Below are 26,604 nucleotides of genomic sequence, written 5' to 3' on the forward strand. Positions count from 1 at the left end.
CCTCCGGACGCCGGGTGTCCGGGTGGGTGAACTGATCCTTCCCTGAGCGGGCAGGAGCGCACAGGCTTCCGCCGACCGCTACCGCCTCCCCTTGTCCTGCACCGGCGCATCGCCCTGTCGCCTTATCGCTGTATCTCCGTATCGCTGTATTGCCGTACGGCCGCATCCCTGGAGCAGCCATGAGTATCAGCCATGCCCCACCCAGCTCTCCTGAACCGACATTTCGCCTATATCGCTGGATCAGACGGGGTCGCCCGGCAAAGACGCCGACCCCGACCTCCGCCTCGAACACCTCGTCCCCCGCCTCCTCGCACCGCACCCGCGTCCCCCGCTGGCTCCGCCGCACCACCGGCCCTCTCCTGCTGCTCGCCCTCTGGCAACTCCTCAGCTCCACCGGCGTCCTGACCCCCGACGTGCTCGCCGCACCCGGCCGCATCGCCCAGGTCGCCGGCGACCTGATCGCCGACGGCTCGCTGCCCTCCGCCATGGCGACCTCGCTGCAGCGCGTGGCTGCCGGGCTGCTGCTGGGTACCGTGATCGGCACCGGACTCGCCCTGGTCGCCGGGTTGTTCCGGATCGGCGAGGACCTGGTGGACGCCTCGGTGCAGATGCTGCGGACAGTGCCGTTCGTGGGGCTCATTCCTGCGTCGGAACCTCGGCGGCCGACTCCTCGTCCGGCGGCGGAACCGGCGGTCAGGGTTCCCTCACACTCAACGTCGGTGACCAGAAGGGTGGTTCCGAGGCGGTGCTGCGCGCCGCCGGTGAACTCGACGACCTCGGCTACCGGATCAAGTGGTCCACCTTCACCTCCGGCCCGCCCCTGCTGGAGGCCGTCAACGCCAAGGCCGTCGACATCGGCGGGGTGGGCAACACCCCGCCGGTGTTCGCCGCCGGCGCCGGTTCGAAGATCACGGTCGTGGCCGCCTGGCACGGCACGTCCAAGGGCGACACCATCCTCGTACCGAACGACTCGAAGCTGACGACACCCGCGCAGCTCAAGGGCAGGTCCGTTGCCGTCGCGCAGGGTTCGTCGGCGCACTACCAGCTGATCGCCTCGCTGCGGAAGGCCGGGCTCGGCCTCGGTGACATCGACGTCAAGTACCTGCAGCCCGCCGACGCGCTGGCCGCGTTCACCAGCGGCAAGGTGGACGCGTGGGCCGTCTGGGACCCGTACACCTCACAGGTCCTCCAGGCCGGGCAGGGCCGCGTCCTCACCACGGGCGACGGGGTGACCAACGGGCTGAACTTCCAGGTGGCGGCACCGGGCGCGCTACGGGACAAGCGGAAGTCGGCGGCCATCGAGGACTACCTGGAACGGCTGCGGCGCGCCCAGGACTGGGTGTTCGAGCATCCCGAGGAGTGGGCCAAGGTGTGGGCGAAGGACACAGGTCTGCCGTACGAGGTGGCGCTCGCCTCTGTCGAACGCACCAACGCCTCCCGCGTCCCGGTCGCCGTCGACGAACCCCTGATCGCGTCCGAGCAGGCGATCGTGGACGCCTTCGCCGAACTGAAGCTGATTCCGGCCAAGGTCGACTTCGCCGACTTCGTCGACCGGCGCTTCAACCGTGACCTGCCCCCGTCGACGTCCGCTCCCCGCGTCCTCAAGGAGAAGTGAGATGACCGTCCGTCTCCACTGGTTTCTGCCGACGGGCGGCGACGGCCGCACGCTCGTGGACCGGCATGCGTACGCCCTCAACGACGCCGGCGCGGCCGGAAAGGTCGGCGGGGTGCGCCCGCCGGACCTCGACTATCTCGCCCAGATCGCCAAGGCGGCCGAGCAGTTGGGCTTCGAGGCGGTGCTGACGCCGACCGGCACCTGGTGCGAGGACGCCTGGCTGACCACCGTGGCCCTCGCCCAGCACACCGAGCGGCTGAAGTTCCTGGTCGCCTTCCGGCCCGGTGTGATCTCGCCGACCCTCGCCGCGCAGATGGCGGCGACCTATCAGCGCCTCACCCACGGGCGGCTGCTGCTCAACGTCGTCACCGGCGGCGACTCCGCCGAGCAGCGCCGCTTCGGCGACCACCTCGACCACGACGAGCGGTACGCCCGTACCGACGAGTTCCTGTCGGTCGTACGAGGGGTGTGGCAGGGGCGGCCGTACGACTTCCGCGGCACCCACTACGACGTCGAGGGCGGGCTGGCGGCGCTGCCGCCCGAGCCGCTGCCGCAGCTGTTCTTCGGCGGGTCGTCGGCGGCGGCCGGGCCGGTCGCCGCGCGGCACGCCGATGTGTATCTGACCTGGGGCGAGCCGCCCGCCCAGGTCGCGGAGAAGATCGGCTGGATCCGCACGCCGGCCCGTCGCGAGGGCCGCGCCGTCCGCTTCGGCATCCGCCTTCACACCATCTCGCGCGACTCCTCCGCCGAGGCCTGGACGGTGGCGCACCGGCTGCTGGACGACCTCGACGCCGACACGATCGCCGCGGCTCAGGCAGCCCTCGGGCGCAGCGAGTCGGTGGGGCAGCGGCGGATGCTGGCGCTGCACGGGGGCTCGCGGGAGCAGCTGGAGATCTACCCGAACCTCTGGGCGGGTGTCGGTCTCGTGCGCGGCGGCGCGGGGACCGCCCTGGTCGGCAGCCATGCCGAGGTCGCCGACCGGATCGCGGAGTACCACGCGCTGGGGATCGAGCACTTCGTGCTCTCCGGCTATCCGCATCTGGAGGAGGCGTACTGGTTCGGGGAGGGGGTGATTCCGGAGCTGGCGGCGCGGGGGCTGCTGGAGGGTTCGGCCGACGCGGCCGGCGGTGCGCCGTTGCTCGTGGCGGGAGGGCGGTGATGCCGACGGCCCCGGGCTCGCGGCGGGAAGATCCACGGCCTTCGCACTGTTCGTAGAAGCGTGAACAACACGCGCGAGGTCGAGGTAGTCGTCATAGGCGCTGGTCAGGCCGGTCTGGCCGGCGCCTATCACCTGCGGCGGACCGGGTTCGAGCCGGACCGTGACTTCGTCGTGCTGGACCACGCCCCCGGCCCGGGTGGCGCCTGGCAGTTCCGGTGGGCCTCGCTGACGTACGGCAAGGTGCACGGGATGCACGCGTTGCCGGGGATGGAGCTGACGGACGCGGATCCGGCGCGGCCGTCGTCGGAGGTCATCCGGGAGTACTTCGCCGCGTACGAGCGGGAGTTCGACCTGCGGGTACGGCGGCCGGTCGACGTACGGGCCGTCCGGGAGGGCCCGGGCGGGCGGCTGCTGGTCGAGACCTCCGTCGGCGACTGGGCCACGCGGGCGCTGATCAACGCGACCGGGACCTGGGACCGGCCGTTCTGGCCGCGCTATCCCGGTCAGGAGACCTTCCGCGGGCGGCAGTTGCACACGGCGCAATACCCCGGGCCCGAGGAGTTCGCCGGGCAACGGGTGGTCGTGGTCGGCGGGGGCGCCTCCGGCACCCAGCATCTGCTGGAGATCGCCCCGTACGCGGCCGCCACCACCTGGGTGACCCGCAGGCCACCGGTCTTCCGCGAGGGGCCTTTCGACGAGAACGCCGGACGCGCGGCGGTCGCCCTGGTGGAGGAGCGGGTACGGCAGGGGCTGCCGCCGAGGAGTGTGGTGTCCGTGACGGGCCTGCCGCTGAACGACGCCATTCGGCGGGGGCTGGCGGACGGGGTGCTGGACCGGCAGCCGATGTTCGACCGGATCACTCCGGACGGCGTGGAGTGGAAGGACGGGCGGCATGTCGACGCCGACGTCATCCTCTGGGCGACCGGCTTCCGGCCCGCCATCGAGCACCTCGCGCCGCTGCGGCTGCGGGAGCCGGGCGGCGGCATCCGGGTGGACGGCACGCGTGCGGTCGCCGATCCGCGTGTCCACCTCGTCGGCTACGGTCCGTCGGCCAGCACCATCGGCGCCAACCGGGCCGGACGGGCGGCGGTGCGGGACATCAGGCGACTGCTGGCCGAGGCGGAGGGTGAAGCGGTCGCCGCGTGATCGAGCGCTGATACGGGACGCAGGGCGCCGGCGCCGCGAATTCGCTGCCGTTACGGGCGACCCGGGCGCCCGCGGCCCGGCAAGTGCGGCGCGCCCCGGCCGGTCACTGGGCGCGGACGCCGGAAACCTGGCACCGGGCGCCGCGAATCCGCCGCCGCAAGGGGCCGCGGGGCCGCCCAGGACGAACAGGCACCGGTCTTGATGCCCCGTCGCCTCACCGCGCCGGGCTCTGGCTTCTCTGTCGGGCGTTGAACTCGGCGACATTGCGCTGGTGTTCGGCGTAGTCGGCAGTGAAGCGGGTGTCGCCCGGCTTGACCGTGACGAAGTACAGCCAGTTGCCCTGGGGCGGACTGATCGCGGCGCGCATCGCCTGCTCGCCGGGGTTGTCGATGGGCGTGGGAGGCAGGCCCATGCGCTGGTACGAGTTGTAAGGGCTGTCGATACGCGTGTTGCTCAGCGGCGTATTGATCGTGTTGCGGTTGAGGGCGTAGTTGATGGTGGAGTCCATCTGGAGTGGCATCCCGCGCTCCAGCCGGTTGAAGATGACCCGCGCCACCTTCCCCATGTCGGCCTTGGTGGCGGCCTCGGCCTGGACGATGCTGGCGATGGTGACCGCCTGGTAGACGTTCATGGCGTTGCGCTGCGCGCCCGCGGCGATCGGCGCCCCGACAAACTTCTTGTTGGCGGTGTCGACCATCTTCGACAGCACCTGCTCCGGCGTCGCCTTCTTCGACAGCGGATACGTCGCCGGGAAGAGATAGCCCTCCGGGTTGCCCTCGGCGTCGTTCGGCAGTTTGAGGTTGGCTCTGGGGATGGCCTTCTTCGTGGTGCCGGGAGGCAGGGCGAGGGCCTTGTCGACGGCGTCGTAGACCTGGCCGGCGCGCCAGCCCTCCGGGATCACCAGGGTAATGGGCTTGGCGGGCTTCTCCTCGCCCCTGAGGGTCAGCAGCGGCACCGCCACAGCGGTGCCGGCGACGACGGCTCCGGTCACGACGAGGGCGGCACGGCCCCGGCGCGTCAGTCGAATCGTGCGAGTCGTGCTGCGTGGCGGAGTGTTCATCTGCATGCGGGCACGGTAACCCCCATATCGCCACAAACCCGGCATATCTTCAGCTTGTCGGCTCCAGTTGGGCGTCCCGGCGGACCAGCGCCGCATACCTTCCGTCCAGCTCCAACAGCTCGCCGTGCGTGCCTTGTTCGACAGCGCGCCCGGCGTCCAGGACCACGATCTGGTCGGCACCCCGAATGGTGGACAGCCGGTGGGCGATGGTGAGCGTCGTCCGGTTGGCCGACAGGGCGTCGATCGCCTCCTGGACGGCGTGCTCCGTGCGGGTGTCCAGGGCGCTGGTCGCCTCGTCGAGGATCAGCACGGGCGGATCTCTCAGGATGGTGCGGGCGATGGCCAATCGCTGTTTCTCTCCGCCCGAGAAGCGGTGGCCGCGCTCACCTACGACTGTGTCGTAACCATCGGGCAGGGCCGCGATGTGGTCGTGGATCTGCGCCGCCCTGGCCGCCGCGTGCAGTTCCTCGTCGGTGGCGTCGGGCTTGGCGAAACGGAGGTTGTCGGCGACCGAGGCGTGGAAGAGGTACGTCTCCTGCGAGACGACGCCGACCGCACGGGCGAGGGTGTCGAAGTCGAGGTCGCGGACGTCGACCCCGTCAAGGGTGACGCGGCCGCCCGTCACGTCGTACAGCCGTGGCACGAGATAGCCCAGCGTGGACTTTCCGGCGCCGGTCGGGCCGACGATCGCGAGGCTGCCGCCGGCCGGGACGGTGAGGTCGATGCCGTCGAGGATCGGGCCGCCCTTGCCGTCGTAACGGAACTCGACGCCCTCGAAGCGGACCACGCCCTTGACGCGGTCGAGACGGGTCGGCCGCTCGCGTTCGGTGATGTCGACGGGCAGGTCGAGGTACTCGAAGATGCGCTGGAACAGGGCCAGTGACGTCTGGATCTGCACGCCCGTGCCCAGCAGGCTGACCGTCGGCCGGAACAGGCCCTGCTGGAGGGAGACGAAGGCGACGATCGTGCCGATGGAGACGCTCGGGCCGCCGAGGTGGAGGGCGAGGCCGGCGGTCCAGTAGATGACGGCCGGCATGGCGGCCATGACGATCGTGATGACGGCCATCCGCCAGCGGCCGGCCATGTTCGAGCGCACTTCCAGGTCGACCAGCCGGTCCGACTCCTCGGCGAAGGACCTCGTCAGGGACTCGGCGCGGCCCATGGTGCGGCCGAGCAGGATGCCGCTGACCGAGAGCGACTCGGTGACCGTCGCCGCCATCACCGCCATCTGCTTCTGGCGTTGAGTGGTGATCTTTCTTCGCTCGTCGCCGACGCGGCGGCTGATCCACACGAACACCGGCAGCAGGAGCAGCGAGACGACGGTCAGCCGCCAGTCGAGGGCGAGCATCGCGACGACCGTGGCGACGACGCTGGTGAAGTTGGAGACCAGGGAGGTGGCGGTGGACGTGACGGTCGCCTGCATGCCGCCGATGTCGTTGGCGATGCGGGACTGGACCTCGCCGGTGCGGGTGCGGGTGAAGAAGGCGAGCGACATGCGCTGTAGACGGCCGTAGACCGCTGTGCGCAGGTCGTGCATGACGCGCTGGCCGACGGTGGTGGAGATGAGCGTCTGCAGGACGCCGAAGACGCTGGTCAGTACGGCGCTGAGGATCATGCCGAGGGCCAGCAGAGTGAGCAGGCCGGTGCGGCCCTGGGGAATCGCGGTGTCGAGGATCGCCTTCAGCAGGAAGGGCGTGGCGACCGAGACGACCGACGCTGCGGCGACGAGCACGCCCACGACGGCGAGGCGGCCGCGGTAGGGACGGAAGAGTTTCAGGATGCGGCGCACCTGCCGCGGCTGCCCTGCGCTGTCGGCAGGCGGCGTCCAGGCGGGTTCGTGGTCGGGCTTCATGGGCTCCTACGGAGGTGGGTCGACGCTGACTGAATGGAGCATAGCTCATTGTTACCTATACTCACAATGAATGGCGTCCTGATATTGTTCCCGCATGACCACGCCCGATCCCGACGGACTGCTCGCCGAGCAGTTGCTGCGGCTCACCCGCCGGGTGCACCGGATTCAGAAACGCCATCTCCAGCAGCGCGTTCTCGGCATCACCCCGGCCCAGTCCCGGCTGCTGCGCACCCTCGCGGAGTACGACGCACCGCCCCGCATGGCCGACCTCGCCGGGCGGCTCGAAGTCGTACCGCGCGCCGTGACCACGCTGGTCGACGGGCTGGAGGCGCACGGCAAGGTGCGCAGGGTGCCCGACCCGACCAACCGCCGGGTGATCCGGATCGAGCTCACCGACGACGGGTACGAGACGCTGCGTGAGCTGCACGGGGCGCGCAGGTCGGCGGCGGAGGAGATACTGGCGCCGTTGACGGACGTGGAGCGGCGGGTGCTCGGGACGCTGCTCGACACGTTGGTGGACGGTGGGGGTGGCGAGGGGCGGTGCTGAATCCTTTGCCCACACAGCTTGCCCACACAGCCCGTCCACGCAGCTTGTCCATGCAGAGGACAGCTTGCCCATGTAAGAGACGGCTTGTCCATGTAAGGGCCACGCGCTGCCGTCCCCAAGGTGCTGTTGATCTCGCCCGATGCCTCGGTGTGACACTCGCGTAGATCACGCGCCGCGCCCGGCCCCACTCAACAGCGGAGCCGGTCCTCGGTGAGCACCCCCTGGACCGCCGTCAGCGAGTGGTCGTGGCAGCCGGAGGATCCGTACAGCCGGTAGCGCTCACTCGTCGTGCCCACCGCGTGCCGCTGGTCGCGGGGGACGTTGATGGTGTAGGTGGCGTCACCCGTGTAGGTGTCGTCGAGCCGCGACCAGGCGGTACGGCGCCCGCCGCGCGATTCGGCGACGGTGGCCCGGTCGCCGAGGGTCAGGACCGTGCGCAGGCGATCGGCCGCGCCGAGAGTGGTCGTGCCGTCCATCGTGTACGTCCGGTGGGCGCGCTCGGTGATGGCCGGTCCGCGTCCGTCGACGGTGATCGTCTCGCGGTCCGTCCAGGTGGCGTCGAGCGCGTCCATGGTCTCGCCGTCGGTCCAGCGGTGCACGGAGGAGTTGGTCAGGGAACGGCTGACGGTGGTCGTCACCCGGCCGTGTGAAGTGTCGAGGTATCCCGAGACCGTCAGCCGATGCGCGCCTTCCGTGTCCACGCGGTGCTGCGAACCGGGCGTGTAGGTCGAGGAGTTGACGAGTTCGCCCGCGTGGTGGACGGCGAGTCCGCCAGTGACCCGTTCACGTTTGTCGTCCTGCCAGACGAGGACGTTGACGGGGGTGCTCCAGCCGGGGCGTCCTTCGGGGAGGCCCACGACGGAGACCTCTACGCGGTGCGGGCGGCCGTCGTTGAGGAGGCCCGCGAAGGGCGTCAGGTCGTATTCGATCGGCTTGATGTCGAAGGCGCGGGGGCCTGGGACGACGTACCAGAGGAAGGGGTTGGACCAGCCGCCCGTCCACACGGTCGGGAACGGCGCGGCGATGCCCGCGAGTTGGCCGTCGACCTTGATCTGCACCTCGCGGTAGGGGCCGTTGTCAGCCTGGCAGGAGTAGGGGGCGGAGCCGGGCACCGTCAGATACCAGTACTCCTCGCAGCCGCCGCCCGAGCCGGTTGCGTACACCTCGGCGACTATGCGTTCGCTGTTGCGGGGGGTAGTGAGGGTGGTTCCGTCGGTGAGGGTGAGGATGCGGTCGGGGGTGTCGGCGGGGGGTGGGGTGCGGTTTTCAGTCGTGAGCTGGTCGGCTGTGGGCTTCTCGACCGTCGGCCTCTCGACCGTCGACTTCTGGGCCGTCGACTTCTGGGCCGTGTAGAAGGTGAGGGTGACCTTGACGTCGATGATGCCCGTGTAGGTGTCGTCGACGACGTTGCCGATGAGCATCTCGACGGACTGAGGGGAGCGCAGGGTGGGGCTGTAGCGGGTGACGTCCTTCTCGACCGACCACTCGATGCCGTCGGGTGACGGCTGCGGTGTCGACGTGCGGAGGATCTCGACACCGCCGACGTGCAGGTAACCCAGACGGTCGTACTGCCGTCCCTTGACCTTGCCGTCGAGCCGCAGCACGACCTTGCTCCAGCTGTCGCCGCATTCCTCTGGCGGGGAGTACGCCCCCCGGTACGGCGTGAAGTCCCGGAACTGCGCCTCGGCCACCGTCACCTCGCACGATCTGGTGTCCGGCCTGGGTACGGGCGGGGCGGCGGTCACCGGGTCGTGCCAGTCGCTGCCGAACTCCGCGGGGACATCGGCGGCGTGCGCCGGGCTCGCGCCGAGAAGAGTGCTCATCAGGAGGGTCGCTCCGGTGAGCATGGACATGATGATCCGACTCGTCATGACCGGTGTTCTACGACGAGTTGGGCGGGCCCGCAATGAGGCCTCCGGGACAGGGGTCGCGCGGGGTGCCGGGCGGTAGCCGGTTCTGTGCGGCGGGACGGAAAACCGGTTGCCTCGAACCGCGCCGTGGCGCGAGCCTTTCACGGCTTGTTGCCGACATGCGCGTTCCGCCGTGCTCCGCCTCGGCACCGCCTCCGTCCTCCCCGCCCACCCTCCGCCCCGACCATTCCATCCCTGACACGAGCCACTGGGACGTCATGCAGATTCAAGACCTTCCGTATCCCGACCCTGGTGTGCCGGACGCGCGTTCGGGGCCGCGATTCCTGTGGTGGCTGGGCAGGAACCAGTTGCGCGGTCAGCTCGTCGCGCTGGCCTGGGGGCTGCTGCACTTCGTGTCGGTCTCCGCGCTGCCGTTCTGCGTCGGCTTCGCCGTCCAGGCCGTGATCGACCGCTCCGGGGCACGGCTCGCCCTCGCCGGCGGACTGATGGCACTGGCGTGCGCCGGCAACGCCATCGGCGACACCTTCCTGCACCGCGCCGCCGTCACCAACTGGATCACGGCGGCCGCCCGGGTCCAGCAGCTCCTGGCCCGCAAGGCCGCCCTGCTGGGCTCCGCGCTGACCCGGCGGGTCGCGGCGGGCGAGGTCGTGGCCGTCTCCACGGGGGACGTCGAGAAGATCGGCTGGTTCGTGGAGGCCGTGTCCCGCTTCACCGCGGCGGCCGTCACGATCGTGCTGGTCTGCGTCGGCCTCCTCGTCTACCAGTCGGCTCTCGGCGTCGTCGTCGCCGTCGGCCTGCCCGTGCTGGCGGTCGCGGTACTGCCGCTGCTGCCCCGCGCGACCCGGCGTGCCGACTTCCAGCGCGAGAAGGCGGGATACGCCACCGAACTCGCCTCGGACACCGTCGCCGGGCTGCGCGTCCTGCGCGGCATCGGCGGTGAGGAACTGTTCCTCGACCGCTACCGCCGAGCCTCCCAGGAGGTCCGTCACGCGGCCGTGCGCAGCGCCCGCATGTGGTCGCTGATCTCGGCGATCCAGGTACTGCTGCCGGGGCTGCTGCTGATCGCGATCGTCTGGTACGGCGTGCAGCTGGCCCGGCAGGGCCGGATCACCGTCGGCGAACTCGTCACCGTCTACAGCTCGGTCATGATCCTCACCTATCCGTTGCGACACTTCGAAGAGATCGCGATGGCCTACTCCTTCTCCCGGCCCTCGGCCAAGCGGGCGGCGCGGGTGCTGTCTCTGGAGCGGGCCGTGGATTTCGAGGGCTCGGGTGCGCGCTCGCGCGTGAGCGGGCTGCCCTCCGGGGATCTGTACGACCCGGCCACCGGCCTGCTCGCGCCGTCCGGGCGGCTCACCGCCGTGGTATGCGGCGACCCCGACGCGGCGGGGCGGCTGGCCGAGCGTCTCGGTGGGCATCCCTCCGAGAAGGGCACGTCGGTGCTGCTAGGCGGCGTCCCGCTCGACGAACTGCCCCTCGACCGCGCACGGGCGGCAGTCCTGGTCCAGGACAAGGACCCGGTGCTGTTGTCGGGATCACTGCGCGAACTGCTCGACGTACCGGCATCCGGAGACGTCCGCGCGGGCGAGGCGCTGGCGGCCGCGCAGTGCGAGGACGTGCTGGCGGCGCTCGTGCAGGGCTCGCTCGACGCCGACGACCCGATGGACGCCCGCATCACCGAACGCGGGCGCTCCCTCTCGGGTGGCCAGCGCCAGCGGCTCGCCCTCGCCCGGTCGTTGATCACCGACCCGGAGGTGCTCGTGCTGGACGAACCGACCTCCGCCGTCGACTCCCACACCGAGGCGCGGATCGCGCAGGGCGTGCGCGAGCTGCGGGCCGGGCGCACGACGGTCGTGTTCACCTCCTCGCCGCTGCTACTGGACCGCGCCGACCAGGTGGTGCTCGTCCACGAGGGCGAGGTGGCGGCGGTCGGCGGGCACCGGGAGCTGGTGCACAAGGAGCCCCGGTACCGGGCCGTGGTGACCCGGGAGATCGAGGAGGAGGCCGCGCTGAGCGGCGAGCTCAACGAGTTCGGCGCCGACGAACTTAATGAGCTCGATGAGCTGGACGAGCTGGACGAGATCGAGGAGACCGCATGATCGGCGTGGCGCCACCGGCGTACGACCCGGCGGCCCCGACGACGGCACACACCCTGCCGGTCGGCGCCCCCGCCACCGTACGCGCCTACGTGACGGAACTGTTCCGCCGGCACCGCCGGGCCTTCCTGCTCCTCATCGCCGTCAACACGGTCGCCGTTGTCTCCTCCATGGCGGGCCCCTATTTGCTGGGCGGTCTCGTCGAGCGGGTGTCGGACGGTGCCCGTGAGCTGCATCTTGGTCTCACGGTGGCGTTCTTCCTGCTCGCGCTGATCGTGCAGGCCGGCTTCGTGCGCGAGGTACGGCTGCGCGGTGCGGTGCTCGGCGAGCGGATGCTGGCCGATCTGCGCGAGGACTTCCTCGTGCGGTCGGTCGGGCTGCCGCCCGGCGTCCTGGAGCGGGCCGGGACAGGCGATCTGCTGTCCCGGATCACCACCGACATCGACCGACTCGCCAACGCCATGCGCGAGGCGGTGCCCCAGCTGGCCATCGGCGTGGTGTGGGTGGCTCTGCTGCTGGGCGGCCTGGTCGTCACGGCACCGCCGCTGGCGGCGGCCGTGCTGCTCGCCCTGCCGCTGCTCGTGGTCGGCTGCCGCTGGTACTTCCGGCGGGCGCCGGCCGCCTACCGATCGGAGTCCGCCGGGTACGCCGCCGTGGCCGCCGCGCTCGCCGAGACCGTGGACGCCGGGCGCACCGTCGAGGCACACCGGCTCGGCGCCCGGCGGGTGGAGCTGTCGGAGCGGCGGATCAAGGAATGGACAGCCTGGGAGCGCTACACGCTCTGGCTGCGATCGGTACTGTTCCCGGTCATCAACGTCACTCACGTGACCGTGCTCGCCTCCGTCCTGATGGTCGGCGGTGTGTTCGTGCTCCAGGGCTGGCTCGGGGTCGGGCAGCTGACCACCGGTGCGCTGATCGCTCAGATGCTCGTCGATCCGGTCGGTCTGATCCTGCGGTGGTACGACGAGCTGCAGGTGGCCCAGGTATCGCTGGCCCGGCTCGTCGGGGTCCGCGACATCGAGCCGGACGCCGGGGACCCGGCGCTGGCGCCGGACGGGCGCGACGTGCACGCCGACCGGGTGCACTTCGGCTACGTCGAGGGCGTCGACGTGCTGCGCAAGGTGTCGCTGGAGGTCGCCCCCGGCACCCGGCTGGCGCTGGTGGGTCCCTCCGGCGCGGGCAAGTCCACGCTGGGCCGGCTGCTCGCCGGGATCTACGCACCGCGGGAGGGTCGCATCGCCCTCGGCGGCGCGGAACTGTCCCGTATGCCCGCGGAGCGCGTCCGCTCGCATGTGGCCCTCGTCAACCAGGAGCACCACGTCTTCGTCGGCTCCTTGCGCGACAACCTGCTGCTCGCCCTCCCCCACTCTCGGCTTCGCTCGAGCGAGGGGTCCCCCGTCGACGCCGTCGACGCCGAGCTGTGGGCGGCGCTCGGCGCGGTCGACGCGGACGGGTGGGCACGTGCGCTGGAAGAGGGGCTGGACACCGAGGTCGGCTCGGGCGGGCTGGCGCTCACCCCGGCACAGGCCCAGCAGATCGCGCTGGCCAGGCTGGTGCTGGCCGACCCGCACACACTGGTCCTGGACGAGGCTACGTCCCTGCTCGACCCGCGCGCGGCACGCCACCTGGAACGCTCCCTGTCCCGCGTCCTCGACGGCCGCACCGTCGTCGCGATCGCCCACCGCCTCCACACCGCCCACGACGCCGACGTCATCGCCGTCGTCGAGAACGGCCGCATCAGTGAGCTGGGCAGCCATGCGGAGCTGGTCGCTGCCGACGGGGCGTACGCGGCATTGTGGAGGTCTTGGCACGGGTGAGGGGCGTGGCATGGGTGACTGGGGGTGGCGTGGGTGAGTGGGGTGGCCTGGGTGGGGCCCAGCTCGCACCCCCGCCGCGCCGCACCACTGGGCCCACCCGTGGCGGGCCCGGGCCATATCGGCGCCCGTGCCGTTGCGCGGTGGCGAACAGGGGTGGAAGGCTGGAAAGCGGCGCAGGCTCGGGGAGCGTCCGCGAAGTGCGCGGGACCGCGTTGGGCGCAGTCTGTGTCCCCGGCACGGGCGGCGCGCCGCCGACCCCGGCGGGAACCGCCCCGTCCTCACCACCTGGAGGTACCCGTGAACAGCGCCGACGGATGGGGAGACGACGTCTACCAGCCCGATGGATCCGAGCAGCGGGAGGACACGGGGCTGCTCGACGGCGAAGACACCCTTGAGAACGACGGTGTCACCGACCCCCTGGACCGGGGTTGGTCCCCTCCGGAGCGGCCGTGGGCGGTGGAGCACACCGGTGTGACGGCGGCCGAGCGAGTGCGGGGAGAGACCCTGGACCAGCGGCTGGCCGAGGAGCTGCCCGAACTGCCCGTGCCCGACGGGGACGGCATCGGCGACAGCGACGACACCGACGGGGAACTCCTGGACAACGAGGTCGGCGCCACCCGGTCCGGGCGGCTCGTCGCCCCGGACGAGGGCGCCCACGAGGACGACGAGGAGGCGCTGGTGGCCACCGACGTCGGCATCGACGGCGCTGCCGCCTCCGCCGAGGAGGCCGCCATCCACATCGTCGACGAGGACGCCCTGTCCGGCTGACCCCGGCCTCGCCCGTCCGTAGCCCATTCCCCCGCCGCACCAGGAGCACCCATGCAGCAGGACAAGCAACCCGACTACCACCCCGTCGTCTTCCGGGACCGCGCCGCCGGCTACGCCTTCCTGACCCGGTCCACCGCCAGCAGCGAGCAGACCATCGAGTGGGACGACGGCGAGACCTACCCCGTGGTGGACGTCGAGATCTCCTCGGAAAGCCACCCGTTCTACACCGGCAAGGCCCGCACGGTGGACACCGAGGGCCGCGTCGCCCGCTTCGAGCGCCGATACGGGGAAGGCGCGCGTCAGGGCTCCGACTGACGCCGTGAGCGCCGTACGCGCCGCGCGGGGCCTCAGATCACGTTCAGTGCCGCCGCGCCGCCCACTCCCCCGAGCACCATGAACGCCGGCATCAGCACCTTGAGCTCCACCCAGCTGCCCGCGCGGAACCGCATGGCCTTCGGCGGCCCGATCGGGTACCAGCGCTTGCGCCCCACCGGAATCGGCCAGAGTATCGGGCAACCCGAGACGGTGAGCGCGTCCCCGATGTCGTGCACCAGTGCGCCGAGCACGATCGGCAGCCCCAGCCACAGGTACTCCTGGCCCGGCGCCGTGAACAGCCAGTCCGCCCCGTTGCCCGGCTGGTCCAGGACACCGGCGATGATCCAGGAGCTGGTCGCGGCCAGCAGCCACACCAGGACGTCGGCACTGGCACCCCGGGTCGCCCGCCACAGCAGGCCCTCGATGGCCAGTACCAGGTGGACGAAGAGGATCGCCAGCACCGCCCAGCGCCCCCCGGTGATCGCCAGCACGGAGGTGCCGCCGCCGATCAGGACCGCCCACAGCCAGGTGTGCGTGAGGGTGCGGTGCCCGCCGGAGCGACGCGGGTCGCCCTGCTTCTTCGTGGCCTTGTAGACGGCGTACGAGAGCTTGTCGACGATCTCGCAGAGCCAGCGCGACAGCGGTCCGAAGGATCGCGAGATGGTGGCGGCCTTGTGGTCGAGGTCGGGGGCGAGGGCGGCGCCGGCACAGATCAGCGCGCCGGACAGCAGGACCGGCCAGGGCATTCCATGACCTGCCGCCGTGGCGGCGGCTCCGACGCCGAGCCAGGCCGCGGCGCCCGAGAGAGAGTGTGCTGGTCCCATCATTGCCGCTGCCCGCCCCATTCCTTGTGCGCCGCTGTCCAGTTGACTTGGTGCGCTGACGTCGTGTCGGCGACACAGCGTAGCGTTCGCGATCTTCGTGCGGGCATCCGATTCCCGCATCGGCCAGGAGGCCAGGCAAGATGGGGGCGTGACCCTCATCGATCAGCTGCCGCAGACCGCCGACCCCGACGCCCTCTACGAAGCCTTCGAGTCGTGGGCGCAGGATCGCGGTCTCACGCTCTACCCCCACCAGGAGGAGGCGCTGATCGAGGCGGTCTCCGGCGCGAACGTGATCGTGTCGACGCCCACCGGCTCCGGCAAGAGCATGATCGCCGCGGGCGCCCACTTCGCCGCGCTGGCCCGGGACGAGGTCACCTTCTACACGGCTCCGATCAAGGCGCTGGTCTCGGAGAAGTTCTTCGAGCTGTGCAAGCTGTTCGGCACCGAGAACGTCGGCATGCTCACCGGCGACGCCTCCGTCAACGCCGACGCCCCGGTCATCTGCTGTACCGCCGAGGTGCTGGCCTCGATCGCGCTGCGCGACGGCAAGAACGCGGACGTCGGCCAGGTCGTCATGGACGAGTTCCACTTCTACGCGGAGTCGGACCGCGGCTGGGCCTGGCAGATCCCGCTGCTCGAACTGCCACAGGCGCAGTTCGTCCTCATGTCGGCCACCCTCGGCGACGTCTCGATGTTCGAAAAGGACCTCACGCGACGTACCGGCCGCCCGACCTCGGTGGTTCGCTCGGCGACGCGTCCGGTGCCGCTCTCCTACGAATACCGGCGCACCCCTCTCACGGAGACGCTGACCGAGCTGCTGGAGACCAAGCAGGCCCCCGTCTACATCGTGCACTTCACGCAGGCGCAGGCGGTGGAGCGGGCGCAGGCGCTGATGAGCATCAACATGTGCTCGCGTGAGGAGAAGGACCAGATCGCGGAGCTGATCGGCAACTTCCGCTTCACCACCAAGTTCGGCCGCAACCTCTCCCGTTACGTCCGGCACGGCATCGGCGTGCACCACGCCGGCATGCTGCCCAAGTACCGCCGCCTGGTGGAGAAGCTCGCCCAGGCCGGTCTGCTGAAGGTCATCTGCGGCACGGACACCCTGGGCGTCGGCGTCAACGTGCCCATCCGCACCGTGCTGTTCACCGCGCTGACCAAGTACGACGGCAGTCGGGTGCGCACGCTGCGGGCACGTGAGTTCCACCAGATCGCCGGACGCGCCGGGCGCGCGGGCTTCGACACGGCGGGTTTCGTGGTCGCCCAGGCTCCCGAGCACGTCATCGAGAACGAGAAGGCGCTGGCCAAGGCGGGCGACGACCCGAAGAAGCGCCGAAAGGTCGTCCGCAAGAAGGCGCCGGAGGGCTTTGTCGCCTGGAGCGAGGACACCTTCGAGAAGCTCATCGCCTCCGAGCCGGAGCCACTGACGTCCCGCTTCCGTGTCACCCACACGATGCTGCTGTCCGTGATCGCCCGGCCCGGCAATGCCTTCGAGGCCATGCGACACCTCCTGGAGGACAACCACGAGCCGCGCAAGCAGCAGCTGCGGCACATCCGGCGCGCGATCGCCATCTACCGTTCGCTGCTGGACGGCGGCATCGTCGAGAAACTGGACAAGCCGGACGCAGAGGGCCGCATCGCCCGCCTCACCGTGGATCTTCAGCAGGACTTCGCGCTCAACCAGCCGCTGTCGACCTTCGCGCTCGCCGCCTTCGAGCTGCTGGACCCCGAATCGCCGTCGTACGCCCTGGACATGGTGTCCGTCGTGGAGTCCACGCTGGACGATCCGCGGCAGATCCTCGCCGCCCAGCAGAACAAGGCGCGCGGCGAGGCCGTGGCCGCGATGAAGGCGGACGGCGTCGAGTACGAGGAGCGCATGGAGCGCCTTCAGGACATCACCTACCCGAAGCTGCTGGAAGAGCTGCTCTTCCACGCGTACAACACGTACCGCAAGAGCCACCCCTGGGTCGGCGACCATCCGCTGTCGCCGAAGTCCGTCGTCCGGGACATGTACGAACGGGCCCTGTCCTTCACCGAGTTGGTGTCCTTCTACGAGCTGGCCCGCACCGAGGGCATCGTGCTGCGCTACCTCGCCAGCGCCTACAAGGCCCTCGACCACAACATCCCGGACGACCTCAAGTCCGAGGACCTGGAGGACCTGATCGCCTGGCTCGGCGAGATGGTGCGCCAGGTCGACTCCAGCCTGCTGGACGAGTGGGAGCAGCTCGCCAACCCGGAGGAGATGACCGCCGAGGAGGCACAGGAGCGGGCCGACGAGGTCAAGCCGGTCACCACCAACACGCGCGCCTTCCGGGTCCTGGTCCGCAACGCCATGTTCCGCCGAGTGGAGCTCGCCGCCTTGGACCAGGTCGAGGACCTGGGCGAACTGGACGCCGAGTCCGGCTGGGACGCCGACGCCTGGGGCGAGGCGATGGACAAGTACTGGGACGAGTACGACGACCTCGGCACCGGCCCCGACGCCCGCGGCCCCAAGCTGCTGCTGATCGAGGAGGAGCCGGAGAACGGGCTGTGGCGCGTCCGGCAGATCTTCGACGACCCCAACGACGATCACGACTGGGGCATCAGCGCCGAGATCGACCTTGCGGCCTCCGACGCCGAAGGCCGTGCCGTGGTCCGCGTCACCGACGTCGGCCAGCTGTGAGCACAGGAGACAGACACCCATGACAAACCCGGCCGAGAGGCTCGTCGACCTGCTCGACCTGGAGCAGATCGAGGTCAACATATTCCGCGGCCGCAGCCCCCAGGAGTCGCTGCAGCGGGTCTTCGGCGGCCAGGTGGCCGGCCAGGCGCTGGTCGCCGCCGGGCGCACCACGGAGGGCGACCGCCCGGTGCACTCGCTGCACGCGTACTTCCTGCGCCCCGGACGGCCGGGCGTGCCGATCGTGTACCAGGTCGAACGGGTCCGGGACGGGCGGTCGTTCACGACGCGCCGGGTCACGGCCGTGCAGCAGGGCCGCACGATCTTCAATCTCACCGCCTCCTTTCACAAGCCTGAGGAAGGGAGCTTCGAGCACCAGCTGCCGCCGGCCCGCGAGGTACCGGACCCGGAGTCTTTGCCGACGGTCGTCGACGAGATCCGGGGGCATCTGGGTGCGCTGCCCGAGCAGTTGGAGCGGATGGCACGGCGCCAGCCGTTCGACATCCGCTATGTGGACCGGCTGCGCTGGACGCCCGAGGAGGTCAAGGACGCCGAGCCGCGCAGCGCCGTGTGGATGCGCGCGGTCGGACCACTCGGCGACGACCCGCTGGTGCACACCTGCGCCCTGACCTACGCCAGCGACATGACCCTGCTGGACGCCGTACGCATCCCGGTCGAGCCCCTGTGGGGTCCGCGCGGCTTCGACATGGCGTCGTTGGACCACGCGATGTGGTTCCACCGGCCGTTCCGGGCGGATGAGTGGTTCCTGTACGACCAGGAGTCACCGATCGCGACCGGCGGGCGAGGTCTCGCTCGCGGGCGCATCTACGACCTGGAGGGCCGTCTGCTGGTGTCGGTCGTCCAAGAGGGGCTGTTCAGGGCGCTGTAGGCGAGGGGCCGGTCGCACGAGGACGGGTTTTCAGGAGCTTCTGCGGCGCAGCCAGCCCAGCAGGCCGCGGGGGTGCTCCGGCGCAGGTGCGTGTGCCTGTGCGCCGGGATGCTCCGCGGGCGCCGGCTGCGACGCGGGCGCTGCGGGCCGGTGCTCCGCGGGGTGCACATGGCCGGGATCGGCCCGGCGTTCCGCTCGGTGCTCGTGTCCGAGTTCTGCCCGGTGCTGCCCGCGAGGTGCCGGACGCGGCGCCGGACGGTGTGCCCGGGCTTCGTCCAGTGCCTGGGCGAGGTCGGCCCGCAGCCAGCTGATCTCGTCCGGGTCGTCGGCCGTCATGATCCCTCTCGGCGCGCTCCACCGCCGGTGATCCGGGCGCGCCATGGGTGGGCGGTCCGGGCCGGAACCGGTTCACATGGGCACGCTCGTAGGGATCCTTGACGATTTCCGCGATCTGGACGGGATCCAGCAGCGCGGCCAGGGCCCCGGCGCGCTCCCACGGATCCCCGGCCCGGCGCAGCAGGAATCCCAGATGCCGTCCCCGCCAGTTGCGGGCGCGCAGATCCAGCCCGTCCTCCAGCTGAGCCCGCAGCTCCCCGGGCAGCGCACGCCCCTTCACCAGCGGCGCGTTCTGCTCGTCGGCCGCGAACTGGCGGACTTCATCGGCCAGGTACAGCCACACGAGCGTGCGATAGCGGTTCAGATAGAACGCCACCGGCACCACCAGCCCCACACGAGCGAGGCGAGTGAACCGGTCACCGGTCACGCCCATGATGCCCGCGGCCTCGCCCGTGCTCACGCTCCGCACCCGTTCGACGAGCGCCTCCGGAAAGCCGTCCTCGGCGCGCAGCCGATCGATCTCGGTGCGGGCGACGCGGCGCCCTCCGCCGCCTTCGTCGGGCACCGTGCGGATGCGCCCGAGGTTGACCGCGAGATCGAACTCGCGTCGCTTAAGCCCCAGTTCGCGCGCGGCTCGGCTCGGCGTGTACGCGAGGCCGTCGGGTTTTGTGATGGTGTTGCCTGACATGGTGATGTCTCCCCCGTGGAGTCGTGGTCGTGTGCTCACGCTCTGTGCGCTCGCGGTCACATCACCGTAGCCGCTTCGGCCGGTCGTGTGGTGAGCCTGTGGATAACTTCGCGGGGGTTGCAAAAGCTGCAGGTCAGCGAACCAGCGCACCTTTGGTGCGCGCCGGGGGCGTGGTAAATCCCGTGGCGTGCGCCGAAGGTGCTTCCGTCTGCCCTGACGTGGGGTGATGCCGGTCCGGGACGCTGGAGGGGTTCGTTCCGGCCGAAGCCGATGTCTCTGTGATGCCGGTGAGCTCGCAGGTCAGCGTGGCACTGAGGGCCGTCCACGGGAACCGTGGAGTGTTGCTGTGAGCACGTGCGTCAGAATTCCTGTTTCGCCCTGGCCCTCCCGGAACGGTGTACCGGTTGCCGGCTGGGAGGGAGCAGAGCTGTGGACGTGCTGCACGAACGCTGCGCTGGTGTGGACATCAGCAAGAAGGACGCCAAGGTGTGCGTTCGCACGCCGACTGCGAAACGGCGGGGGTCGTTCACCACCGAGACCACGACGTGGGGTTCGACGACGAACGCGGTCCTTGCGCTGCGGGATCACCTGCTCGCCGCCGAGGTCACCCTGGTGGTGATCGAGGCAACCAGCGACTACTGGAAACCGTTCTACTACCTGCTGTCCGAGGACTTGGCCGTGATCCTGGTCAACGCCCGGCAGGTCAAGAACCTGCCCGGCCGCAAGACCGACGTCTCCGATGCGGCCTGGCTGGCCCAGCTCGGCGCCCACGGCCTGGTCAGGCCGTCGTTCGTGCCCGACCAGCCCGTGCGTGAACTGCGGGACCTGACCCGCGCCCGCACCCAGCTCACCCGCGAGCGCGGCCAGATCGTCCAGCGCCTGGAGAAGCTGCTGGAGGACACCGGGATCAAACTTGCCGCGGTTGCCTCCGACATCATGGGCGTCTCCGGCCGGGCCATGCTGGAGGCTCTCGTCTCGGGCGAACGCGAACCACAGACCCTCGCGGAGCTGGCCAAACGCAAGCTCCGCAACAAGATTCCCGAACTCACCGAGGCCCTGACCGGCCGCTTCCGCGACCATCATGCCTTCCTGGTCCGGCTGCACCTGGACCACTACGACCAGCTCACGGATGCGGTCGGGCAGCTGGATGCGCGGATCGAGGAGGCGATGGCCCCCTTTCGAGGCGCCCTCGACCTGCTCGACACCATCCCCGGGATCAACCGCGCGGTCGCCGAGGTGATCGTCGCGGAGACCGGCGGCGACATGGCCCGCTTCGCCTCCGCCCGGCACCTCGCCTCCTGGGCCGGGGTCTGCCCCGGCCACCACGAGTCCGCCGGCCGCACCAAGAACACCAAGGTCCGCCCCGGCAATCCCTACCTGAAGGGAGCACTCGGGCTCGCGGCGTTCGGCGCGGTGAGAACCAAAGACACCTACCTGCAAGCCCGTTACAAGCGGCTCACCGCCCGCCGCGGCCCGCTCAGGGCCCTGGTCGCCGTCGAGCACTCGATCATCACCGCGATCTGGCACATGCTCACCGACCACGTCACCTACCGCGAGCTCGGCGGCGCCTACTTCACCCAGCGCGACCCCGAACGCGCCACCCGCCGCGCGATCAACGCCCTCAACCAGCTCGGCTACACCGTCACCCTCAACCCGCTGGGAACCACAGCCTGACCACCCCACGACCGCCCGGCAGCCCCTGCGGCCACCGGACGCTCAGCCCTGCCCAAACAACCCCTGACCTGGACCTATTTACGCGTCAGAGGTCTGTGGAGGGAGACCGCTCAGGTTGTCGTGCATCGACGCCGAGGTGTTCGCCGACCCGGTTGACGAGCAGTGTCATCTCGTAGGCGATCTGGCCGATGTCGGCCTCGGCAGCGCTGAGTACGCACAGACAGCTGCCGCTGCCGGCCGCCGTGACGAACAGCACCGCGTCGTCGAACTCCACCATTGTCTGACGCACCTGCCCGGCGCCGAAGTGGCGTCCCGATCCCTTGGCCAGGCTGTGCAGTCCGGACGCGACGGCGGCGAGGTGCTCGGCGTCCTCGCGCCTGAGCCCCGTGCTCGCCCCTGTCACCAGTCCGTCGTTGGACAGGACGAGTGCGTGCCGCACGTGTTCCACGCGCTCGGTCAAGTCGTCCAGTAGCCAGCCCAGTCCCTTGTGCACCATGAGTTCGGTCTCCCCGTGTGACGACTCCCCCTGGCCGGAGGATCTCTCCGCCAGCCTTCCCCACGTCCGGCCGACGGGCAAGGAGGATGGGGGCATGGCACAGAAGATGACCGACACGGAATGGCGGGCGTTCGTCTCACAGGGCACCCGCACCGGAAAGCTGTCGACCGTCAAGGCTGACGGGAGCCCGCATGTGGCGCCGATCTGGTTCCTGCTCGACGGGGACGAGGTGGTGTTCAACACCAGCAAGAGCAGCGTGAAGGGGCGCAATCTGGCCCGGGACGGGCGGGTCGCCCTTTGTGTGGACGACGACCGTCCGCCGTTCGACTTCGTTGTCCTCCAGGGGCAGGCCCGGCTGTCGGAGGATCTCGACGAACTCCGGCTGTGGGCCACCCGTATCGGCGCTCGGTACATGGGTGAGGAGCGCGCCGAGGAGTTCGGGGAACGCAACGGCATGCCCGGTGAACTCCTGGTCCGGGTCACGATCGACAAGGTCCTGGCACAGAAGGCCGTCGCCGGCTGAAGCCCCGCCGGATCGTTCAGCTCACGGAGTCGAGTAGCCGGGCGGTGTGCATCCGTCCGGCGTACTCGACGAGGCGGATCAGCACCTCCTTCCCCGAGTCCTTGTCGCGCGCGTCGCAGAGCACGACCGGCGTTCCCTGGTCAAGGTCCAGGGCGCGGCAGACGTCCTGGGCGCCGTAGGTGCGGGCGCCGGCGAAGCAGTTGACGGCCACCACGAATGGGATGTGCCGGTGCTCGAAGTAGTCCACCGCTGGGAAGCAGTCCTCCAGGCGCCGGGTGTCGGCCAGGACGACCGCGCCCAGCGCTCCCTGCGACAGCTCGTCCCAGAGGAACCAGAAGCGGTCCTGTCCCGGCGTACCGAACAGGTAGAGGGAGAGACCGGAGCGGATGGTGATGCGGCCGAAGTCCATGGCGACCGTCGTCGTGACCTTGCGGTCCACGCCGTCGGTGTCGTCCACCAACTGACCGGCCTCGCTCAGCAGTTCCTCGGTGCGCAGCGGCCTGATCTCACTGACCGCGCCCACCAGGGTGGTCTTGCCCACGCCGAATCCGCCGGCGACCAGTATCTTCAACGCCAGGGCGGTGGTCTCGCCCTCGGTGGCGTCGGACGTCTCGGAGACCATCGATCACTTCTCTCGGGAGTGCCGGCAAGGGTCGACGTCGGTACGCGCGTGCCACGCCCGGGCACGGCGTCCGCGCACGGCTTCGGTGCACGTGTGCGAAGTCAGCATCATGACAACGGCCCGTCCCCCAAGGGTGATGGGACCGCTCTTTGTCCGATGTGACCGACTCGGGTCTGTTTCGGGCCCACAATCCGGCGCAAGTCGTCGGTCTACGCGCGGGGTGTCGTGAACGTTCATCTACAGCGCCCGCAGTCCGTCGATGACCTCGCGCAGAATCCGTTCGTCGGGCAGCTGTGCGGGGGGTACGGGACGACTGACCGTGACGCAGCCGAGTTCCAGGAGGTCGCCGAGGAGTACCCGGACGACGCCGACGGGGAGGTCTGCGCCCGCGGCGAGTTCGGCGACCGACTGGGTTTCGATCCGGCACAGGTCGATGAGGGCCCGGTGCTCGGGGCCGAGCATGGGGTCGCCATCGAGTTGGGGCGCGCCCGGGTCGAGGGTGACCAGGGCGATGAGGTCGAAGCGCACCCCGGTGGGGCCGGGTTTGGTGCGGCCGCCCGTCATGGCGTAGGGCCGGACGAGTGGGCCGGCCTCGCCGTCGTACCACTGGCTGCCCTGCTCGTGCGGGCCGCCCTTGATGTCCTCGGTCATCTGTACGGACCGCCTTCTCGCCTCATCCGGCGGCCGGCGGCCGCGCGCTCATGCGCGGCGCCGTGTACAGGTGCTCGCCGACGCGCTTGACCAGCCGTGCCATCTCGTACGCCACCAGGCCTATGTCGGCGGTGACGGCGGTGAGGACGGCCAGGCAGGAGCCGTCGCCGGCGGCAGCCACGAACAGGAACGCGTCGTCCATCTCCACCATGGTCTGGCGCACGCCGCCGGCGCCGAAGTGCCGGCCGGCGCCCTTGGCCAGGCTGTGGAAGCCGGAGGCGACGGCGGCGAGGTGTTCGGCGTCCTCACGGCCGAGGCCGGTCGAGGCGCCCACGGCGAGTCCGTCGGTGGAGAGCACCACGGCGTGCCGTACCTCGTTCACGCGCAGCACCAAGTCGTCCAGCAGCCAGTCGAGTTCGCCGGACCGCTGGGCCGCTCTCATGCCGGGGTCCTGGATCATGCCGGGGCTCCTTCACTGCTGTCACTGCCGTCTGCGGGGTCGGGGGTGGCGCCGCGGCCGGGTTGGCGGCCGCCGCCGCGCGCCCATCCGGCGCGGTAGGCCGCCATGCGGTCGCGTACGAGTTCGGGGGTGCGCTGGTCGTCGTTCCGGGGGGCGGACGGCTGCGCCGTGTCCGCGGGGCGCCGCTCGCGCAGTTGGGGTGCGAGGCTGGCCTGTCGTACCCGACGGGGCAGGTCTTCTGAGCCTTCGGCAGGTTCGACAGGACGGTGCAGGCGCAAGGTGGCGACTCCGGGAGGCGGGGTTTCGGGGCCGGCCTGCGTGGCGGCCGGGACGGGGGCCACCAGGGCGGGCCGGTCGCCTGGGGTGGGGACGGCCTCCTGAGGGAGGGGGCCGCCGGGCACGCGCGCGTACTCGTGTTCCGGGTCCGCCGCCTTGTCGCGGGAACGTTCCGGCACGCCACTGTGCAGCAGGGCGGTGGGCAGCAGGACGACCGCGGTGGTGCCGCCGTAGGGGGAGGTGCGCAGGTGCACCTTGATGTCGTGGCGTGCCGCGAGCCTGCTGACGACGAAGAGGCCGAGCCGGTCGCTGTCGAACAGGTCGAGAGTTTCGGACTGGACGATACGGCGGTTGGCTTCGGCGAGGGTCTCCTTGCCCATGCCCAGGCCGCGGTCCTCGACCTCGATGGCGTATCCGTTACCGACGGGCTCCCCGGTGACGCGTACGCGCGTGTGCGGGGGCGAGAACTGGGCGGCGTTCTCGACGAGCTCGGCCAGCAGATGGGTGAGGTCGGCGACGGCGGCGCCGATGACGAGGGCTTCGGGGAGCTGTCGTACCTCCACGCGCGCGTAGTCCTCGATTTCGGAGACGGCCGCGCGGACCACGTTGGTCAGGGAGACCGGCATGCGCCAGGCTCGGCCGGGGGCCGCGCCGGAGAGGATGATCAGGCTCTCTGCGTGGCGCCGCATCCGGGTGGTGAGGTGGTCGAGCCGGAACAGGTCGCTCAGTTCGTTCGGATCGTCGGAGCGGCGTTCCATGCTGTCCAGGAGGCTCAGCTGGCGGTGGACGAGGATCTGGCTGCGGCGGGCGAGGTTGACGAAGACGCCGGAGATTCCGCTGGCGAGTTCGGCACGCTCCACGGCGGCGCGCAGCGCGGCCCGGTGCACGGTGCCGAGAGCTTCGGCGACCTGGCCGACCTCGTCCTCGGCGGGCGGCCCGGGCGGGGCCTCGGCCCGCACGTCGATCTCCTCGCCCGCGCGCAGTTTCCGCATGGCTTCGGGGAGTTTGCGGCGGGCGATCTCGAGGGCGCCGTTGCGCAGGCTGACCAGTTCGACGACGAGGCCGCGTCCGATGCGTACGGAGATGACAAGGGACGCGGCGACGGCGGCCAGGCCGAGCAGAACGGCGGCGCCCGCCGGGGTGAGCAGACCTCGGGTGAACGGGTCGGCCCGGTCGGCCACCCCCTGGGCGGCGTTCTGCTCGATGGCGCGTATGCCGCCCTGCACGCGCGCGTGTGCGGGGTCCCAGGCTGTTTCGGGCGCGGCCTTGATCGCCCCGGATCCCGGGCGGCCGGTCAGGACCTTGTCCTCGATGGAGACCACGGCGGCGTAGTCGCCGCCCTCGGCGAGGTTCCGCCAGGCGGCGCGCTCGTCGCCGCGCAGGTCGGTGACGGCGGCCTCGGTGATGGCCCGACGGGTGTCGACCGCGCCGGTGAACAGCCGCAGCCGCTCGCCGTCGAGGCCACCCGCGAGGCGCGCGCTCGACAGCAGTACGTCCTCCTGGGCCAGGGCCTCTCCCGCGCGGGAGAACTCCAGCAGTACGCGTGCGTCGGAGCCGAGTTCGGCGTCCTGGATACCGGTGAGGGCGCCGCCCACGCCGAAGGCCGTGGAGATGGTCTTCGTGTACCGCTCGTACGCCTCGTCCCATCCGGCGCGTCGGTCCAGTACGTCGGTCCGCAGCGACCGCAGTCGCTCGGTGCCGGTGACGAAGGTTTCCAGCCGCTGGGCGACTCCCGCGGGCAGTTCCTGTCCGTCGGCGACGGTGTTGCGGTCGCCGAGCCGCAGTTTCGCCACCGCCCGGTCCGTGCTTTCGGCGAGGCGCTCAAGGTCGGCGCCGGCCTCGGTGGAGGGTTCGGTGGCGTGCCGTACGGCGGCGACCCGCTCGGCCTGGAGTGCGGCCACGGTGGCCGCTACGGGAGCGCGGACGTCGGAGTCCACGCGCTGCAACTGCCGCAGCCTGGCGATGTCCTGGACGGTGCTGACAGTGGCGTACGCCCACAGGGCCAGCAGCGACACGACGGGCACCATCAGCAGGCAGACGATCTTGGCGCGCACGGTGCGCGGACGGATGTGCCAGTGCTGCCCCGCGCGCGTGGGTCCCTCTGTCGTATCCGCGCCCGACGTGTCCTGCGGGCCTTCGTCGGCCGGTGGTCCGGCGTGGGCGCGGCGGCCGCGCGCGGGGGGTGGGGACGGCGCCTCGGCGCCTGTGCCGGGGTTCCTACGGGGTGTACGCATGGCCTCCTCGCTCGGAAGGGGTTCGG

Annotated in this window: 20 protein-coding genes and 3 pseudogenes; 13 read left to right on the forward strand and 10 right to left on the reverse strand. The window is 70.7% G+C overall.

What is annotated here, in order from left to right:
* Positions 1 to 239: 239 nt before the first annotated feature.
* The 4 genes and pseudogenes from I2W78_RS40900 to I2W78_RS37020 form a co-directional block, all read left to right on the forward strand.
* Positions 240 to 644: pseudogene (locus tag I2W78_RS40900) on the forward strand (ABC transporter permease); the annotation flags it as partial.
* Positions 641 to 1,615, forward strand: a pseudogene (locus tag I2W78_RS37010) (ABC transporter substrate-binding protein); the annotation flags it as partial. The pseudogenes I2W78_RS40900 and I2W78_RS37010, both read left to right, overlap by 4 nt.
* Before the next feature lies 1 nt (position 1,616).
* Complete coding sequence (locus I2W78_RS37015; protein ID WP_196465115.1) at positions 1,617 to 2,774, forward strand: LLM class flavin-dependent oxidoreductase; 1,158 nt, start codon at positions 1,617 to 1,619, stop codon at positions 2,772 to 2,774.
* Between the two features lie 60 nt (positions 2,775 to 2,834).
* The gene (locus tag I2W78_RS37020; RefSeq protein ID WP_196465116.1) at positions 2,835 to 3,920 is read left to right on the forward strand and encodes an NAD(P)-binding domain-containing protein; all 1,086 of its coding nucleotides are present in this window, start codon (positions 2,835 to 2,837) and stop codon (positions 3,918 to 3,920) included.
* A 214-nt stretch (positions 3,921 to 4,134) separates the two neighbouring features.
* Here I2W78_RS37020 and mltG read toward each other — a convergent pair whose 3' ends face one another.
* Both mltG and I2W78_RS37030 read right to left on the reverse strand, forming a co-directional pair.
* Complete coding sequence (gene mltG / locus I2W78_RS37025) at positions 4,135 to 4,986, reverse strand: endolytic transglycosylase MltG (RefSeq protein WP_196465117.1); 852 nt, start codon at positions 4,984 to 4,986, stop codon at positions 4,135 to 4,137.
* A gap of 43 nt (positions 4,987 to 5,029) precedes the next feature.
* On the reverse strand, positions 5,030 to 6,832 hold the full coding sequence (locus tag I2W78_RS37030; RefSeq protein WP_196465118.1) for an ABC transporter ATP-binding protein: 1,803 nt from the start codon (positions 6,830 to 6,832) through the stop codon (positions 5,030 to 5,032).
* Positions 6,833 to 6,926: 94 nt separating this feature from the next.
* Between I2W78_RS37030 and I2W78_RS37035 the strand changes: the two genes are divergently transcribed.
* Entirely contained in the window at positions 6,927 to 7,379 is a 453-nt protein-coding gene (locus I2W78_RS37035; protein WP_196465119.1) for a MarR family winged helix-turn-helix transcriptional regulator, read from the forward strand.
* A 188-nt stretch (positions 7,380 to 7,567) separates the two neighbouring features.
* On the opposite strand, the gene I2W78_RS37040 is transcribed toward I2W78_RS37035, so the two are convergent.
* Positions 7,568 to 9,250: a peptide-N4-asparagine amidase gene (locus I2W78_RS37040; RefSeq protein ID WP_196465120.1), complete on the reverse strand. Its 1,683-nt coding sequence runs from the start codon at positions 9,248 to 9,250 to the stop codon at positions 7,568 to 7,570.
* 257 nt (positions 9,251 to 9,507) lie between these two features.
* On the opposite strand from I2W78_RS37040, the gene I2W78_RS37045 reads away from it, so the two are divergent.
* The 4 genes from I2W78_RS37045 to I2W78_RS37060 all read left to right on the forward strand — a co-directional run bounded on the left by I2W78_RS37045 (position 9,508) and on the right by I2W78_RS37060 (position 14,246).
* Positions 9,508 to 11,349 (forward strand): ABC transporter ATP-binding protein, encoded by a 1,842-nt coding sequence (locus I2W78_RS37045; RefSeq protein WP_196465121.1) that lies wholly within the window; start codon positions 9,508 to 9,510, stop codon positions 11,347 to 11,349.
* Positions 11,346 to 13,163: an ABC transporter ATP-binding protein gene (locus tag I2W78_RS37050; protein WP_196465122.1), complete on the forward strand. Its 1,818-nt coding sequence runs from the start codon at positions 11,346 to 11,348 to the stop codon at positions 13,161 to 13,163. The genes I2W78_RS37045 and I2W78_RS37050 overlap by 4 nt, the downstream gene beginning before the upstream one ends.
* A gap of 297 nt (positions 13,164 to 13,460) precedes the next feature.
* Complete coding sequence (locus I2W78_RS37055) at positions 13,461 to 13,931, forward strand: DUF5709 domain-containing protein (RefSeq protein ID WP_196465123.1); 471 nt, start codon at positions 13,461 to 13,463, stop codon at positions 13,929 to 13,931.
* A gap of 51 nt (positions 13,932 to 13,982) precedes the next feature.
* On the forward strand, positions 13,983 to 14,246 hold the full coding sequence (locus I2W78_RS37060; RefSeq protein WP_196465124.1) for a type B 50S ribosomal protein L31: 264 nt from the start codon (positions 13,983 to 13,985) through the stop codon (positions 14,244 to 14,246).
* A gap of 32 nt (positions 14,247 to 14,278) precedes the next feature.
* Here I2W78_RS37060 and I2W78_RS37065 read toward each other — a convergent pair whose 3' ends face one another.
* The gene (locus I2W78_RS37065; RefSeq protein WP_196465125.1) at positions 14,279 to 15,073 is read right to left on the reverse strand and encodes a metal-dependent hydrolase; all 795 of its coding nucleotides are present in this window, start codon (positions 15,071 to 15,073) and stop codon (positions 14,279 to 14,281) included.
* A 145-nt stretch (positions 15,074 to 15,218) separates the two neighbouring features.
* Here I2W78_RS37065 and I2W78_RS37070 point away from each other — a divergent pair, with 145 nt between their 5' ends.
* Positions 15,219 to 17,732, forward strand: a complete 2,514-nt coding sequence (locus tag I2W78_RS37070) for a DEAD/DEAH box helicase (RefSeq protein ID WP_196465126.1) — start codon at positions 15,219 to 15,221, stop codon at positions 17,730 to 17,732.
* A gap of 19 nt (positions 17,733 to 17,751) precedes the next feature.
* Entirely contained in the window at positions 17,752 to 18,618 is an 867-nt protein-coding gene (locus tag I2W78_RS37075; RefSeq protein WP_196465127.1) for an acyl-CoA thioesterase, read from the forward strand.
* A 30-nt stretch (positions 18,619 to 18,648) separates the two neighbouring features.
* Here the strand turns inward: I2W78_RS37075 and I2W78_RS37080 are convergent.
* A pseudogene (locus tag I2W78_RS37080) lies at positions 18,649 to 19,642 on the reverse strand (DUF6397 family protein).
* Between the two features lie 429 nt (positions 19,643 to 20,071).
* Between I2W78_RS37080 and I2W78_RS37085 the strand changes: the two are divergent.
* Complete coding sequence (locus I2W78_RS37085) at positions 20,072 to 21,316, forward strand: IS110 family transposase (protein ID WP_196460104.1); 1,245 nt, start codon at positions 20,072 to 20,074, stop codon at positions 21,314 to 21,316.
* 85 nt (positions 21,317 to 21,401) lie between these two features.
* Here I2W78_RS37085 and I2W78_RS37090 read toward each other — a convergent pair whose 3' ends face one another.
* Positions 21,402 to 21,812 (reverse strand): roadblock/LC7 domain-containing protein, encoded by a 411-nt coding sequence (locus I2W78_RS37090; protein ID WP_196465128.1) that lies wholly within the window; start codon positions 21,810 to 21,812, stop codon positions 21,402 to 21,404.
* A 94-nt stretch (positions 21,813 to 21,906) separates the two neighbouring features.
* Here I2W78_RS37090 and I2W78_RS37095 point away from each other — a divergent pair, with 94 nt between their 5' ends.
* Positions 21,907 to 22,335: a PPOX class F420-dependent oxidoreductase gene (locus I2W78_RS37095; protein ID WP_196465129.1), complete on the forward strand. Its 429-nt coding sequence runs from the start codon at positions 21,907 to 21,909 to the stop codon at positions 22,333 to 22,335.
* Positions 22,336 to 22,351: 16 nt separating this feature from the next.
* Here the strand turns inward: I2W78_RS37095 and I2W78_RS37100 are convergent, their stop codons facing one another.
* The 4 genes from I2W78_RS37100 to I2W78_RS37115 form a co-directional block, all read right to left on the reverse strand.
* Entirely contained in the window at positions 22,352 to 22,957 is a 606-nt protein-coding gene (locus tag I2W78_RS37100) for a GTP-binding protein (protein WP_196465130.1), read from the reverse strand.
* Between the two features lie 237 nt (positions 22,958 to 23,194).
* The gene (locus I2W78_RS37105; RefSeq protein ID WP_196465131.1) at positions 23,195 to 23,608 is read right to left on the reverse strand and encodes a DUF742 domain-containing protein; all 414 of its coding nucleotides are present in this window, start codon (positions 23,606 to 23,608) and stop codon (positions 23,195 to 23,197) included.
* Between the two features lie 22 nt (positions 23,609 to 23,630).
* The gene (locus I2W78_RS37110) at positions 23,631 to 24,068 is read right to left on the reverse strand and encodes a roadblock/LC7 domain-containing protein (protein ID WP_196465132.1); all 438 of its coding nucleotides are present in this window, start codon (positions 24,066 to 24,068) and stop codon (positions 23,631 to 23,633) included.
* Positions 24,065 to 26,578 (reverse strand): sensor histidine kinase, encoded by a 2,514-nt coding sequence (locus I2W78_RS37115; protein ID WP_196465133.1) that lies wholly within the window; start codon positions 26,576 to 26,578, stop codon positions 24,065 to 24,067. Before I2W78_RS37115 ends, I2W78_RS37110 begins: the two co-directional genes overlap by 4 nt.
* Positions 26,579 to 26,604 lie beyond the last annotated feature (26 nt).

The sequence above is a fragment of the Streptomyces spinoverrucosus genome (genome assembly GCF_015712165.1).
In the GTDB taxonomy this organism is placed as follows: Bacteria; Actinomycetota; Actinomycetes; order Streptomycetales; family Streptomycetaceae; genus Streptomyces; species Streptomyces spinoverrucosus_A.

Bases quoted from the DNA above. Each gene is read 5' to 3' on its own strand.
- I2W78_RS37090 (WP_196465128.1), bottom strand. From the start codon at position 21,812: ATGGTGCACAAGGGACTGGGCTGGCTACTGGACGACTTGACCGAGCGC.
- I2W78_RS37095 (WP_196465129.1), top strand. From the start codon at position 21,907: ATGGCACAGAAGATGACCGACACGGAATGGCGGGCGTTCGTCTCACAG.
- I2W78_RS37035 (WP_196465119.1), top strand. From the start codon at position 6,927: ATGACCACGCCCGATCCCGACGGACTGCTCGCCGAGCAGTTGCTGCGG.
- I2W78_RS37050 (WP_196465122.1), top strand. From the start codon at position 11,346: ATGATCGGCGTGGCGCCACCGGCGTACGACCCGGCGGCCCCGACGACG.
- I2W78_RS37045 (WP_196465121.1), top strand. From the start codon at position 9,508: ATGCAGATTCAAGACCTTCCGTATCCCGACCCTGGTGTGCCGGACGCG.
- I2W78_RS37030 (WP_196465118.1), bottom strand. From the start codon at position 6,832: ATGAAGCCCGACCACGAACCCGCCTGGACGCCGCCTGCCGACAGCGCA.
- I2W78_RS37040 (WP_196465120.1), bottom strand. From the start codon at position 9,250: ATGACGAGTCGGATCATCATGTCCATGCTCACCGGAGCGACCCTCCTG.
- I2W78_RS37100 (WP_196465130.1), bottom strand. From the start codon at position 22,957: ATGGTCTCCGAGACGTCCGACGCCACCGAGGGCGAGACCACCGCCCTG.
- I2W78_RS37075 (WP_196465127.1), top strand. From the start codon at position 17,752: ATGACAAACCCGGCCGAGAGGCTCGTCGACCTGCTCGACCTGGAGCAG.
- I2W78_RS37060 (WP_196465124.1), top strand. From the start codon at position 13,983: ATGCAGCAGGACAAGCAACCCGACTACCACCCCGTCGTCTTCCGGGAC.
- mltG (WP_196465117.1), bottom strand. From the start codon at position 4,986: ATGCAGATGAACACTCCGCCACGCAGCACGACTCGCACGATTCGACTG.
- I2W78_RS37115 (WP_196465133.1), bottom strand. From the start codon at position 26,578: ATGCGTACACCCCGTAGGAACCCCGGCACAGGCGCCGAGGCGCCGTCC.
- I2W78_RS37110 (WP_196465132.1), bottom strand. From the start codon at position 24,068: ATGATCCAGGACCCCGGCATGAGAGCGGCCCAGCGGTCCGGCGAACTC.
- I2W78_RS37015 (WP_196465115.1), top strand. From the start codon at position 1,617: ATGACCGTCCGTCTCCACTGGTTTCTGCCGACGGGCGGCGACGGCCGC.
- I2W78_RS37105 (WP_196465131.1), bottom strand. From the start codon at position 23,608: ATGACCGAGGACATCAAGGGCGGCCCGCACGAGCAGGGCAGCCAGTGG.
- I2W78_RS37065 (WP_196465125.1), bottom strand. From the start codon at position 15,073: ATGATGGGACCAGCACACTCTCTCTCGGGCGCCGCGGCCTGGCTCGGC.